The organism is Streptosporangium sp. NPDC020072 (assembly GCF_040631445.1).
GTDB lineage: Bacteria > Actinomycetota > Actinomycetes > Streptosporangiales > Streptosporangiaceae > Streptosporangium.
In genome coordinates, this window is the sequence record NZ_JBEYAB010000001.1 from 88,592 (window position 1) to 101,753 (window position 13,162).

Annotated in this window: 10 protein-coding genes and 1 tRNA gene; 3 read left to right on the plus strand and 8 right to left on the minus strand. The window is 69.9% G+C overall.

What is annotated here, in order from left to right; genetic code table 11:
* Positions 1 to 13: 13 nt before the first annotated feature.
* Positions 14 to 1,045: a 1-acyl-sn-glycerol-3-phosphate acyltransferase gene (locus ABZ470_RS00415; RefSeq protein WP_362908990.1), complete on the plus strand. Its 1,032-nt coding sequence runs from the start codon at positions 14 to 16 to the stop codon at positions 1,043 to 1,045.
* Positions 1,046 to 1,048: 3 nt separating this feature from the next.
* Here the strand turns inward: ABZ470_RS00415 and ABZ470_RS00420 are convergent, their stop codons facing one another.
* The 5 genes from ABZ470_RS00420 to ABZ470_RS00440 form a co-directional block, all read right to left on the minus strand.
* Positions 1,049 to 4,423 (minus strand): NACHT domain-containing protein, encoded by a 3,375-nt coding sequence (locus ABZ470_RS00420; RefSeq protein ID WP_362908992.1) that lies wholly within the window; start codon positions 4,421 to 4,423, stop codon positions 1,049 to 1,051.
* Positions 4,424 to 4,505: 82 nt separating this feature from the next.
* The gene (locus tag ABZ470_RS00425; protein ID WP_362773442.1) at positions 4,506 to 4,715 is read right to left on the minus strand and encodes an SHOCT domain-containing protein; all 210 of its coding nucleotides are present in this window, start codon (positions 4,713 to 4,715) and stop codon (positions 4,506 to 4,508) included.
* A gap of 3 nt (positions 4,716 to 4,718) precedes the next feature.
* Complete coding sequence (locus tag ABZ470_RS00430) at positions 4,719 to 6,284, minus strand: cobyric acid synthase (RefSeq protein WP_362908994.1); 1,566 nt, start codon at positions 6,282 to 6,284, stop codon at positions 4,719 to 4,721.
* Between the two features lie 230 nt (positions 6,285 to 6,514).
* Entirely contained in the window at positions 6,515 to 7,462 is a 948-nt protein-coding gene (locus ABZ470_RS00435) for a cobalamin biosynthesis protein (protein WP_362773448.1), read from the minus strand.
* The gene (locus ABZ470_RS00440) at positions 7,446 to 8,246 is read right to left on the minus strand and encodes an aminoglycoside phosphotransferase family protein (RefSeq protein ID WP_362908996.1); all 801 of its coding nucleotides are present in this window, start codon (positions 8,244 to 8,246) and stop codon (positions 7,446 to 7,448) included. Before ABZ470_RS00440 ends, ABZ470_RS00435 begins: the two co-directional genes overlap by 17 nt.
* A 210-nt stretch (positions 8,247 to 8,456) precedes the next feature.
* Here ABZ470_RS00440 and ABZ470_RS00445 point away from each other — a divergent pair.
* Positions 8,457 to 8,530 (plus strand) — tRNA-Arg (locus ABZ470_RS00445).
* Positions 8,531 to 8,869: 339 nt separating this feature from the next.
* A complete protein-coding gene (locus ABZ470_RS00450; protein ID WP_362908998.1) occupies positions 8,870 to 9,919 on the plus strand; it encodes an abortive infection family protein in 1,050 nt (349 codons plus the stop codon).
* Between the two features lie 20 nt (positions 9,920 to 9,939).
* Here ABZ470_RS00450 and ABZ470_RS00455 read toward each other — a convergent pair whose 3' ends face one another.
* The 3 genes from ABZ470_RS00455 to ABZ470_RS00465 are packed head-to-tail and all read right to left on the minus strand — an operon-like array spanning position 9,940 to position 13,130.
* Complete coding sequence (locus ABZ470_RS00455) at positions 9,940 to 11,391, minus strand: tyrosine-type recombinase/integrase (protein ID WP_362909000.1); 1,452 nt, start codon at positions 11,389 to 11,391, stop codon at positions 9,940 to 9,942.
* On the minus strand, positions 11,388 to 11,582 hold the full coding sequence (locus ABZ470_RS00460) for a helix-turn-helix domain-containing protein (protein ID WP_362909002.1): 195 nt from the start codon (positions 11,580 to 11,582) through the stop codon (positions 11,388 to 11,390). The genes ABZ470_RS00455 and ABZ470_RS00460 overlap by 4 nt, the downstream gene beginning before the upstream one ends.
* Positions 11,583 to 11,609: 27 nt before the next feature.
* The gene (locus tag ABZ470_RS00465) at positions 11,610 to 13,130 is read right to left on the minus strand and encodes a YfjI family protein (RefSeq protein ID WP_362909004.1); all 1,521 of its coding nucleotides are present in this window, start codon (positions 13,128 to 13,130) and stop codon (positions 11,610 to 11,612) included.
* Positions 13,131 to 13,162 lie beyond the last annotated feature (32 nt).

Sequence of the window (13,162 nt, forward strand, 5' to 3'; positions counted from 1 at the left end):
AGAGGGGGTGGCCGTGCTTCCTCCGCGCATCATCCGCCGGTTGGTCCTCGCCCCCCTCGTCATCGTGCTCACCGTGGCCGCGGTGGTCACCCTGCCTGTCTGGCTGCTGGTGGTCACCGCGGCCTCACTGCGCCTGCCGCCCCCGCAACGGCGCGGCACCCGGCTCGTCTGGTTCGCGGTGGCGTGGCTGACGCTGGAGTCCATGGCGCTGATCGCCTGCCTGTGGCTGTGGATCATCGACCTGGGCGGCAGGCTGAGCCACGACGAACGTGAGGAGCGGCACTACGCCCTGGTCAGATGGCTGCTGTCCAGCGTGTACGGCGCCGCCGTACGGATCTTCGGGCTGAGCGTCGAGATCGACGAGCCGAGGGCGACCCCCGAGGAGCTGTCCCGCCGCCTGACCCGTCCGGTGATCGTCCTGTCCCGGCACGCGGGCCCCGGCGACTCCGTCCTGCTCGTCCACCACCTGCTCACCCGGTACGGCAGGCGCCCCAGGATCGTGATGAAGGCGGCGCTGCAGCTCGACCCGTCCCTGGACGTCGTGGTCAACCGGCTGCCGAACGCCTTCGTCCCGCCCGACGTGGAGACGGGCGGCGTCGTCACCGAGATCCGCCGCCTGGCCTCGGACATGGAGGCCGACGACGCCCTGGTGATCTTCCCCGAGGGGGGCAACTTCACCCCGAAACGCCGGGGACGGGCGATCCTGCGCCTGGAGGACCGGGGGCTGCGTGAGGAGGCCGCCCGCGCCCGGCGCCTCGAACACCTGCTGCCGCCCCGCCCCAACGGGGCCCTGGCCGCCATCGAGGCCTGCCCGTCCGCCGACGTGGTCTTCGTCGCCCACACCGGCCTGGACGACCTGGTCACCCTCGGCGACGTCTGGCGCAGGCTGCCGGTGCGCGCGGAGGTCAGGGCGGGGTGGTGGCGGGTGCGGGCGGAGGACGTGCCCACAGGCCGGGAGGAACGGATCACCTGGCTGTTCGACCAGTGGGACAGGATAGACGCCTGGATCACCGAACACCGCTCGGCCCCGGTCGCCGGGGACTGAGGGTTAGGATCTCTCGATCTTCGCGCTGCGGTGCAGCAGGTGGACGTTGCGGAACTTCTGAGTTGGGTCAGCGATCACGCGAAGCCCCGGCTTCCCGGCCAGCGGGGCCAGGTCGAGGTCGGATGTCATGCCTCGCACGCAGACCGACCGCAGCTCGGTCAGAGAAGCGAGCGGCGACAGATCCGTCACCTGGGAGGATCTCTCAAGGGAAAGGAACTCAAGTTTCGACAGCTCGGCCAGCGGACCGAGGTCGGAGGCCGGGGTCTCGTAGAGGGTCAGGCTTTCGAGGCCGCGCCGACGAGCCAAGGGTGACAGGTCCCTCACCGGGCACCTCCCGAGACGCAGCAGGAAGAGGTCGTCGAAGGCGTCGAGCGCGTCCAGGTCGTCGACGGTGGTGTCCCACAGGCTCACCGAACGAAGCCGCGGACAGTGATCGGCCAGGACGCGTAGCCCGCCGGCGACGTCGCCGCCGGAGAGAGCGAAGCTCCCCAGCCGCGGAAGATCCGCGAGGAATCTCAGGTCCTTCAGGTGGGGAACCTGATGGAGGTGCAGACTTCTCAGCTCGGTCTGCCTGGCGACCGGACCGAAGTCGTCGATCAGCGCCAGACCCGCGAGGGTCAATATGTCGAGACGGGGCATCCGGTCGAGGAAGGCGAGATCTCCGGTGAAGCCCCGGCCCTGCAGGATCAGATCCTCCAGCGCGGACAGCCGGGTGAGGGGCTCCAGGTCGGCGGGAAGTGACGACTCCACGTCGATCGACAGCCACTCCAGGCCCGTCAGAGTCCCCACGGCGCCGAGGTCGGCCTCGTCCATGGAGTCCATGGAGTACACGGTCAGCCCGCGTAACCTCGGCAGGCCGCGCAGGAACTCCAGCCCACCGGAAACGGGACAGGACACGTGGAGGCTGCGCAGCCGCTCCAGACGGTGGAGGCTGCCCAGCAGACGCGGGTTGTCGACCTCCAGCCTTTCATCGAGCAGTGGCGCGTCCGCGAGGACCTCGGTGGCGTAGTGGTCGGGGTCGAAGTAGTCCCACCCGGCGATGAGTTCCTCCTGGACCTTCCCCCGAGGGTCGTCCCGGTACCCGGCGAGCCTGCGCAGCGCGCGCGGGCCGTTGACCAGCCAGCAGGTCCGCACCGTCGCCACCGCCCGCGCCTGCGACAGGCCGCCCAGGTCGTCGGGAAGACGGCGCAGGACCTCCTCTCCCGCGAGCGCGAGCACCCTCGCCTCGGCCGCGTTCCTGGGCGGGATCACCTCGGCCAGGCACGCCTCGACCCGTTCCTCCAGGTCGCGCGGGAGTTCCTGGATCGTCTCCAGGCAGCCGGCGGCCAGCAGCCGCAGTCTGCGCGCGTGCCTGTCCCGGCCGTCGATCCGGTCGAGCAGGCCGCCGAGCAGCTCCCGCCGTACCGGGGCGTTGGCGTGCCCGGCGGCCATCACCACCGTCTCGCGCCACTGGTCCAGGTGGGCCCGCTCGACCAGCGGTTCGACGTCGGCGTCGTCGGCCGCCTGCTTGGCCGCGAGATACTCCTGGACCGTCCGGTGCACGAAGTCGATCCGCCCGGGAACCGGCTCCCTGATCACCCCGCTGCGCTGCAGCAGATGGTCGAGTACGGCCCGCGCGGGTGCCTCGACCCTGGGCATGGTCCCGATGCGCTCCTCGACCCGTTTGAGCGCCGTGGCCGAGGAGAGCTCGGAGCGGCCCAGCATCGTGAGCCGCCAGGCCAGGTCCTGGAGAATGCGGACCTTCTGCTCGGGTTCGAGGGTGACCTCGACGGCGATGCCGCGTTCTGCGTCCCGGCGTTCGAGCAGCAGTTCCAGGGCGGCCTCGTACAGCCCCATCCGGTTGCGCGGCAGTTGTTTGCCCCGGTCGAGGTTGAGCGCGCACAGCATCGCCGCGAGCAACGGCGTCGAGGCCAGCGCCCGCAGGTGCGGGCTGCTCTCGAACCTGGCCAGCAGCGCGCCCTCGTACTCGTCGAGCCGCTCCGGCGCGCACGGCAGGCTCCGGGAGCCCCGCATCGCGACGTGCCACTGCCGTACCAGCTCGCGCAGGTCGGCGGGGGTCATGGGCTCCAGCAGGACCGGGGAGAAGCCCTCCTCCGCCAGCCAGCGCGCGTCGGCCGCCGCGGGCCGGGAGGTCACCACGGTCACGGTCCCCGGGTAGGCGGCCAGCAGCCCGCCGAGCCACTGCCTGACCGCGGGCCGGTGCCGTACGGCCAGTTCGTCCACCCCGTCCACGAGCAGCAGGGCGCGTCCCGCGTCGAGAATCCGGTGCGCCCAGCCCTCGGGCATCCGGCCCGCGAGCGGCGCCGCGACGTCGGCGAGGACGTCCTCGGGGCCCGGCAGCCTGCCCGAGGGGTGGCTGCGGAGCTTGACGAAGAGCGGGACACGGCCCTTCCAGGGGGCCAGGTCCCCGAAGAAGCCGTTCCGCGCGGCGGTCACCGACAGCCAGCGCAGCAGCGTGCTCTTGCCCGAGCCCGCGTCGCCCCGCAGCAGCACCCGGCGGGAACGGCCGAGGGCACTTTCCACCCGCAGGGTCGCCGCCTCGTACCCACCGCCCGCACCGGGCAGGTCGGTCAGGTCGGCGAAGCGCATCCGCTCGGGGACGCGCTCGCGCGAGCGGTCCTCCAGCGAGACGTTGAGGCTGATGTAGGCGACGCTCAGCGTCGCGCGGGGGCGGTAGTTCTCCACCCGGACGCCGAACAGCTCGACCTCGTCGAGGGTGGTGCCGAGGTGTTCGAGATAGCGGCGTTCGAACTCCGCGTCGTCCTGGGTGCCGGTCGGCGCGTCGAGCGAGCGGGCGGGCAGCCTGGCCAGTCCTGAGGCGACCTGCTGGCCGAGGGCGGCGATCCGCTCCTCCACGGCGGACAGGCGGCTCAGGGCCTCGGTGGCGGCCCTGGGGAGATACTGCGGCAGCTGCCTGACGATCCTGAGCAGGCAGTCGAGGCACTCGTCGAGCAGCACGTCGTACAGCCTGGCCCCGGCCTCGCCGAGCTGGCGCGCGGGGTCGCCGAGGCCCTTCCTGAGATCTTTGGCGAGCTTGACGGGGTCCATGTCAGCGGCCATGAGGGCCCTGTCCGACAGATCGGCCGATTCGAGGGCGGCGACGACCTCGTGCAGCACGGCCGTCCTGTCGTTCTCGGTGAGGCCGCCGTACTCCTGCTCGGCGAGGACCGCGATCCGCCGTTCGACGCCGTCCGCGATGGCGGCGAGCTGGCGTTCCAGGCTGCGCCGTACGAACCGGTCGGGGAAGCCGGCCCGGATCAGCTCGGACAGGTCGGCGTCGCGTTCGGCCTTGGCGGCGCGGGCGGCCAGGCCCTCCCGCAGGGCGCGTTCGGCGACGGCTCTGCCCGCTGCGGCGACGACGGCTTCCAGTCCGGACATGCTGCTCCTCGGCGCGCGGTGATCCCCTCCAATGATCAACCAAAAAGACGCCGGTTACTGAAAAATCCGGATAACCACGGAGCTACCAGTCCTGGGAGAGCCCCGACATGCGACGGAAATACTCGTCCTCGTCGATCTCTCCCGCCGCGTAACGGCGCTTGAGGATCTCACGAGGGTCTTCTTCGAGCGCGGGCCGCGGCTTCCCCCGCAGCATGCGCACGAGCGGCCCCGGGCGGACGACCACCAGGATGATCACCGCGATGACGAGCAGGGGCAGTACGAGCCGGAGCATCACTCACCTCCCATGCTTCTGTTGTGCGAAATTCTGCGAGAAGTCCGGCGCTTCACGCAAGGACCCGCCCGGTGGCAGCACCGGCAGACCCCGGGGGGCACCGCCGTCGAGCAGCCGGAGCAGGGCGCCGGTGTCCAGGTGCCGCTCGACCATGTCGCCCAGGGCGTCCAGCCTCTCCTGCCGCAACGCGGCGAAGGAGACGTCAGGAGCCGGGACGAAGTCACGCCCGCTGACGGCCGCGACGTCGGCGAGGAAAGCCCTGCGGAAGTCGTCGTTCTCCAGCGCCCCGTGCCAGGTGGTACCCCAGACCGAGCCGGATCGGCAGCCGTCGAGGAAGGGCTCTCCCCCGTGCGCGGTCACCACGCCGTGGTGGATCTCGTAGGCCTCGACCCGGCAGCCGTAGGCGACCCCCGAGGGCCGCCCCAGCGTCTTCTCCGCGGCGAACTCCACCGTCGCCGGCAGCAGCCCCAGCCCCTCGACCGTCCCCTCCCCCGACTCGACGTCGTCGTGGATCGCCCCGGCGAGCATCTGGTAACCGCCGCAGATGCCCAGCACCGCCCGCCCCGGCAGCGCGTCGGCCAGTCCGCTCGCGCGCAGCCACGCCAGGTCGGAGACCGTGGCCCTGGACCCTGGCAGCACCACCAGGTCGACGTCGTCGAGTTCGGCGGGCGAGGTCACGAACCTGACCGTCACCCCGGGCTCCGCGGCCAGCGCGTCGAAGTCGGTGAAGTTGGACACCCTCGGCAGTCTCACCACCGCGACCCTCAGGGTCTGCCGGCCGTACGGCGGGCGGGCGGCCGTGGGCCTGCCGTTCAGGGCCAGGGAGTCCTCCACGTCCAGCCACAGGCCGTCCAGCCAGGGCAGCACGCCGTACACCTCGCGGCCCGTCAGTCCCCTGATCATGTCGAGGCCGGGGGCGAGGATCTCCGGTGCCCCCCTGAACTTGTTGATCACGAACCCGGCCACCAGCGCCTGGTCGTCCGGATCGAGAAGGGCGACCGTGCCGTACAGCGAGGCGAAGACGCCGCCCCTGTCGATGTCCCCGACCACGACCACCGGCAGGTCCGCCGCCCTGGCCAGGCCCATGTTCGCGATGTCGCCCCTGCGCAGGTTGATCTCGGCGGGACTGCCCGCCCCCTCGCAGACCACCACGTCGTAGCGTTCCCGCAGCCGCCCGAGCGCGTCCACGGCCACCTGGCGCAGCCGTTCCTTGACGTCCCAGTACTCCATGGCGTCCACCTCGGCCAGCGGTCTGCCCATGACCACGACCTGGCTGCGCCGGTCGCTGCCCGGCTTGAGGAGGATCGGGTTCATGTCCGCGGAGGGCTCAAGGCCGCACGCGGCGGCCTGCATCGCCTGCGCCCTGCCGATCTCGGCGCCGTCGGCGGTGACGAAGGAGTTCAGCGACATGTTCTGCGCCTTGTACGGCGCCACCCGCACCCCCTGCCTGGCCAGCCAGCGGCAGATCCCGGCGGTGACGACGCTCTTGCCCGCGTCCGAGGTGGTCCCGGCGACCAGCAACGCCCCTTTGACCGGGGCCGGAGCATCATGTGGGGGAAGGCTCGTCATACCTCACAGCATGCCGTACCGCCCATGTCGGCCTGGCGGCGTGGGCGGGCCCTGTCGGCGTGGGTCCGAAAAACGCCGCCTTCGTCGATGCAGGCCAGGGAGCCGGGGCCTGGGGCTCGCTCGCACCGCCGGGGGCCGCTCTCGCCTCTCTTGCCGCCGCAGCCGCAAAGGATCGCTCCCGGCGCCGCCGGCACAGGAGGCCCTTTCCGGCGCCGTGAACTCAGAAGCCCCTACCGCCGTCGGCGCAGGAGCGTCGCCAGCACCGCCACGCCCGCCGCGGTGAACCCGACCGCCCTGGCCAGCCGTACGGCGCGGCGGATGTCCGGCACCGAGGGCTTGGGGCCGTCCCCCATCTCCGGGCGGTGCTCCACGCGGTCGCCGTACACGTTGACGCCACCGAGCGTGACGTCGAGCGCCCCGGCGAAGGCCGCCTCGCAGCGACCCGAGTTCGGGCTGGGATGGCGATGGCCGTCCCTGCGCAGCATCCGTGCAGAACGCCGGGCCGAGCCGCCGACCACGGGCGCGCACACGGCCGTGAGCAGGCCGGTGATCCGTGCCGGGGCGAGGTTGGCGACGTCGTCGAGCCGGGCGGCGGCCCAGCCGAACCGCTCGTAGCGGGCGCTGCGGTGGCCGACCATGGCGTCCAGGGTGTTGACCGCCCGGTAGGCCAGCAGCCCGGGGACCCCGGCCACCGCCCCCCAGAACAGTGGCGCGACCACGGCGTCCGAGGTGTTCTCCGCGACCGACTCGACCGTCGCCCTGGCCAGTTCCGCCGCCTCAAGCCGGGAGGGGTCGCGCCCGCACAGGTGCGAGAGCCTGCCGCGTGCGCCCGCGAGGTCGTCCGCCTCAAGGAACTCCGCCATCGCCACGCCCTCGCGCCCCAGCGTCGTGCCGCCGAGCACCGCCCAGGTGGCCACCGCGCTCAGCGCGCCCCGCAGCACCGGATTGCCCGTCCTGGCCACGGCCACCCCGAGCAACGCCACCGGGCCGACGCACAACGCGACATGGACGACCCCGGCGGGGCGGGCGTCGCCGTACAGACGGCTCTCCAGCGCCGCCGCGGCCCGGCCGAACAACGCGACCGGATGTCCACGCCTCGGATCACCCAGTACGGCGTCCGCGACGACCCCGGCGAGCATCCCCAGAGCCTCTGCCCGGGTTTCAGATGAGATGGCCATGAAGCCGGTCCTGGTTCCTCTCAAGCCAGGCGCACGCCCGACGGATGCGTGCCCCGGCGCCACCCTCCCACATCCGGGCCCAGCCACCGCCCAGGGACTCCGCCCTGGCGCGCATGGCGACGTAGGAGCGGTTGAAGCGAAGCCTGGACAGGTCGAGCAGGCGGCGGCGGTCCCGGGCCGCCAGGCCGTACGCGTCGCAGAACAGTCGCAGCCTCGGCCCGACCGCGAGATCGGCCTGGAGCGGCTCCAGGTCGACGGGGTCGGCGATCGGCGCCCAGTGCCGCAGCGTCGTCACCACGTCGAACAACCGGGTCGTCGGCCTGGCCATGTCGAAGTCGATCAACGCGGCGGGCAGCCCGTCCCTGAAGATCACGTTGTCGAGGTTGACGTCGCAGTGGCCGACCAGTTCGGCGGGCGCGTCGTCGTTGGACCCCGTCTCCCAGCAGGCGCCCCGGGGCGGGACGAACCCGGCGCAGGCGTCGTGGAAGCGCCGCAGCAACTCCGCCAGGGCGACCAGCGACTCGTCGGTGAGCGCGTAGGCGGGCAGCGGCCTGGGGGCCGACTCCCCCACGACGTAGGTCAGGATCTCCCTGCCCTCCTCGTCGAACCCCATGGTCCTCGGCGCCCCGTCGAATCCGACGCTCTCCAGGTGCCGCAACAGCGCGTGCACCGACCGCGTCGAGGTGCGGACCGGTCTGCGGACGGTGTCGCCGACCCGCACGACACCGTCGGTCACGTCACCGCCCAGCAGGGGAATCTCCTTCTGGAACGTGACGGCGAACATGGCATACGAGCGTAGACCGCCTTTCCCTTCGAGGAGAACGATTTCCGGTGAAACGCCCAACGCGCCGCAGATCACCGCCCCTACGACCACTCCGCCGGGCAGATGTCCCCTGGGTACGCTCCCCGGCCCCCGGCCTGCGGAGTGATCCTCGCGACACAGACGGGAAACCGATGCGTACGCACTCCCCGGATCATGCACAATTAAGCGGGAGCGCCCTTAGCTCAGCTGGATAGAGCACCGGACTTCTAATCCGACGGTCGCAGGTTCGAATCCTGCAGGGCGCGCTATGCATGACCAGCCAAAAGAGCCTCTGACCAGCGGCAACGCCGGGCAGAGGCTCTCGTGTTGTGTGCGGTGGTGTGCGGTCAGAGGCGGGTGGCTGCGGCTGGTTGTGCCAAATACGTGCGCAAGTTTCGAGGAGGCTCCAAGCGCTCGTCCGCCCTCAGAGCGTCGAAGACACCAACGCTTGCTCGGCCCATGCAGAGCGGTCAGTCCGCCTGGAAGCATCGCGTGTATCCGAGCGAGGACGATGACCCCGCAGATGCGGAGTACGACTGCGAGGATCTCCATAGCACCCCACGAAGGTGCGGTCACAAGGTGCCACGAAGCCCCAGAATTAGGGGATGGATCTACAGCTTCCTCGCCCTGCGGGCCTTGATGCCTCCACATGGTCCTCGATCGAGAGCTACCGAACTCGGCTTGAAGGAGCCCTAGCCGCTCAAGATCACGCGCTGGTGATCGGAACCGCGAAGGAACTCGTGGAAGCTACGGCCAGGGTAGTTCTGGACGCACGCGGACAGACTGCCCCGAGCAGTGCAGACTTCCCCAGTGTCGTAAACGGCGCCCATGCAATCCTGGACCGACAGCCAGGAAAGGGGCTGGCGAAGGACCTTCCGATAAGGAACGTGGCCCAGGGAGCACGGACAATCGTGCTCCAGCTAGCCGAAATCCGTAACCAATATGGGACTGGCCATGGGCGTCAGGTCCAGCCTGAAATCGCCGAAGAAATGATCTTTGTCAGCATCGAAGCTGCACTGCTATGGACTCGTTGGAGCCTTCGACGTCTCGGCCACCTTATCGACGGTGAGCCAGCGGTGCTGGTCCGAGATCTTCGAGATGGGGGAGTTTTCCGCAGCGGTGAACTTACACGCCGACTTCAGGCAGCTAACCTGAGCGCACTTCAGCCAGCCGAGCAGCACCTGCTCGGGGTCGCAGTGGGCCAGAGGGCTATGAACGAAACCTATGTGGTCAGAACAGATGGGGTCGAGGCGTGTGCGACATCGTCAGACCTTGACTCATGGCCAGCGGATTATCGCGCAGGACTGGTTGAGGGCATGTTCCTCGACCGCGAAGGATACGTACGAGCCGATAAGTGGGGAGGTCACTACGCAGGCCTTGTACTGGCAGGCCACCCCGATGCGGTCAAGGTTCTAAAAGATCTTTCCGGGAAGCTAGATCACGCTGCTTGGTCGTATCGATTTACAACACAGGATGATCTTCGCAAAGTATCAGTTACCGCCATGAACGGCGTGACGGGCCTTCTGGCAGACGAAGAAGCCCAACGCCTTTGGGTCGAGATCGCCAACCGATTCACCGCCAATCCCGGCAGCCGTCTGGAGATGACCACCGTTTGGTGGGGCTCGCCAGCTGCGCCTATAAGCCCCACCGAATAGACGTGATGAACCGTTCTGAATCACCTCGGCTTAAGATCCGAGCCGGCCTTAGATCGCTCGACGTCCTCCCCTAGCGCTTCGGCGATCCGGCGTTTGGCGGCCTCGTCCTGGCCGACGATGCACTTGGCGTAGATCCGGAGCAGGACTTCTACGCTGTGTCCGGCCCACTCGGCCACCTGGGTAGGTGCCACCCCCGCGTTGAGCCAGGTGGAGACGCAGGCGTGGCGGAGGTCGTAGACCCGTCTGGCCAGCGGTGAGGCGGCTTCCTCCGGTGTGAGAGCGTCTTGCCGGGCTTTGGCCCAGACGCGCCGGTAGGTGATGTTGGGCAGTTCCTCCCCGCGGACTCCGGAGAACAGCCGGCCGTTGGGGCCCTTGCCGTACGGCTCGGCCAGGTGCGCCCGAAGGATGCGGACCAGCGCCGGGGGGATCGGCACGGGGCGGACTTCTCCGTTCGCGCGGTGCTTGAGGGGACGTTCCTCGCGAAGCGCGCCGTCGTCGGTCCACTCCCGCCCAGCGAACGGAGCGGCCTTGTCCAGACGCACCTCACCCCACTCCCCCACCGGTTCCTCCCACTGCCCGCTCTCCTCGTTCAGGACCAGGGGCGGAAGGGCGATGTTGTGGGTTCGCAGGCGGACGGCCTCCTCGGGGCGCAGACCTGCGTAGTACATGAGTGCGAAGAACGCTACCAGGCGTCTTCCGCTGGGCTTCTGAGCCTCCACCGCGGCCAGCAGGGCACGGGCCTGGGTGTGGTTGACGACGCTGCGACGGTCCACCTCGTGCGTGCTCTTGGGCGCCTTCCACTTGATGCCCCTGATGGGGTTCTCCTGGAGAAGCTTCAACTCCATCGCGTGGTCCAAGGCGTTCTGCAGGATGGTCTTGTTCCGCAGGACCGTGCTCGTGGCGGCCCGCTTGCCGTCGAGGCGGGAGGTGGCCAGGTCCAGCATCGCCCTCACCAGGCCGGGGTCGTCGGCCAGCGCGGACACGGGCTTGGTGTTGGCCTCCAGCCAAGCGAGCGCATCGGCCATGTCTCCGGGCGCTTCGTCGCGCTGCTTGGTGTTGAAGCCCCAGCGGCGCATGGCCGTACGCAGAACGAGGTCATCGGGCTTGCCGCGGTCGCTCGCGAGCATGGCGGGGGTGGCTGCGACCAGCGCCCGCGCGATGTCCTGGCGGTACTTCGCCGAAGCGGCCTTCCACTTCATGTCCACGAACTTGCAGAGGAAGGTGTACCAGCCCATTTCCGGGCGCTCCGCGCGGTTCCACGAGACAGGCTCGCCGGTGAGGGTGCTGAACGCCTCCCCCTTCCGCGCGGCGGCCTGAATCTCGCCCCGGTAGGTGTCGGCCTGAGCCGCGTTGTGGAACGGCTTCCTGCACTGCTCGCCCCCCGCCTTCCATCGCACGTAGTACGTGGTGGCCCGCTTGCCCTTGTAGATCTCGGTCTTGTAGACGCGGACGTCGTAGGTGATGTCCTTCAAGCGGCGCTCTCCAGGTCGGTAAGCCAGCGGTCGAAGTCGGTGCGGCGGATGCGAAGGTCACCGTTGGGCAGCTTGAGGCAGCGCGGGGCACGGCCCTTCGCGCGCCAGTCGTAGAAGGTGCGTCGGCTGATCTGGAGTTCGGCGCAGAGTTCGGCGAGGGTGAGCGTCCCTCGCGGCTTGGCCGTGGCCATGGGTGGTGTCTCCTTGCTTTTCGGCGGTCAGGTGGCAGGGCGGCAGAGATCGGGGTGGACGGCGTACCTGGGTGAAGGGCGGCGGCCGGGGCCGGTGCGGGGCGGTTCGGGCTCGCGCTGGATCCAGCCGAGTTGCTCTAGCAGGTCGAGGGCGGGTTCCAGGTCACCGACCTTGCGGAAGCGGCTTCGTGGAAGCGTGGTGAACGCCTCACGAACGGTGAAGCGCTCAGGCCGGGTGCGGGTGAGCCATTCGTGGACGGTGCGGGCGGCTTCTTGGTCGGGGTCGGTGCCCATGGCGTCGAAGGCGGCCAGGGCGTGGGTGGTGAAGTACTCGCCGAGTTCCATGGCGGCGGCCATGGTGGGGCCGTCGATGGGTCGGCGCCATCCGTCGTCGATGTGGGTGGCCAGGTGCAGGAGTCCGGCCAGGCGGGCGACGGCGCCGTCGAATTTGGCGGCCCAGTCGGCGATGTGGCCCAGGTCGCCGGTTTCGGGGCGTAGGCGGGGTTCGGTGTGGCGGCGTTGTTCGGCGAACAGTTCGGCGGCTTCGGGCGACAGGACGAGGCGGGCGGGGTCGGTCCAGCCGTGCATGGTCAGCACGAGGCGTTCCAGGTTCGCGGTGTAGGTGGCGGTGACCAGGTCGGGGATGGGGTCGGGGTCGATCGCGCGGTATCCGACGTTGCTCGCGGGCAGGCTGTAGAGGATCCGGCCCAGGAGTCCTTTGCCGCGGAAGCCGGGGGATTTGGCGATCTCGGTGATGATCTCCGGCTGAACGGCCAGCCCCAGTGTTAGGGCGGGGTTGTCCACGCGTTCGCGGCGGTCGCGCCGGTCGACGATGAGCAGGTCTCCGGCGTGCCCTTTGAGGAAGAGGTCGAGGTTGGGGGTTCCGGAGTAGCGGCCGGCGAGGGTGGCGAAGATGCCGCCTTCGGCGGACAGGACGGCGAGGCGTCCGCCTTGTTCGGCGAGCAGGGTGGTTGCGGTTTCCGGGGTGGCGTCGTCGGAGACCAGGCGGGGTTCTACCGGGATGGTGATGGTGTCCACGGCCAGGGCGGCGCTTTGGGCTTCGGCCAGCAGGGATGGGTCCCCACGGCCGGTGGTGGCTTTGTGGGTGGCCTTCTCGGCGGCTTCCTGGGCGACTTTCTGGGCGATTTTGGCTTCGGTGATCTGCGGCTTGATCTGCTCTTGCAGAAGCTTCTCTGCGCTCAGCAGCGGGGAGACGATGGCCCGGAACACCGGGGACTTGCGGGAGCCGGGTGGCATGGCCACGAGGGTGTAGATGTTGACCGGTTCGCTCCAGGTGCCGCGCACGCACACAATGGCGCGGCCCCCGGCAGCGGTGGAGATGGCGGCCAGCGCGATGCAGCCCGCCAGGTCATGCGGAGTCTGGGTTTCCTCGGCCAGGGCGGCCACGAAGTCGGCCAGCCAGGAGGGGAAGGCGTGGGAGGGGAAGGCCGGGAGCGCGGGCCGCGCACCGATCGGAAGCGGGGCCTCCCAGGTGCGCGGCGCGGCGGCCTGCTCGTGAGGCCAGGGCACGTCGGCCGGGGCACTCATCGCGTTCCCGCTCCCGGGACCCGGCCGGGCTT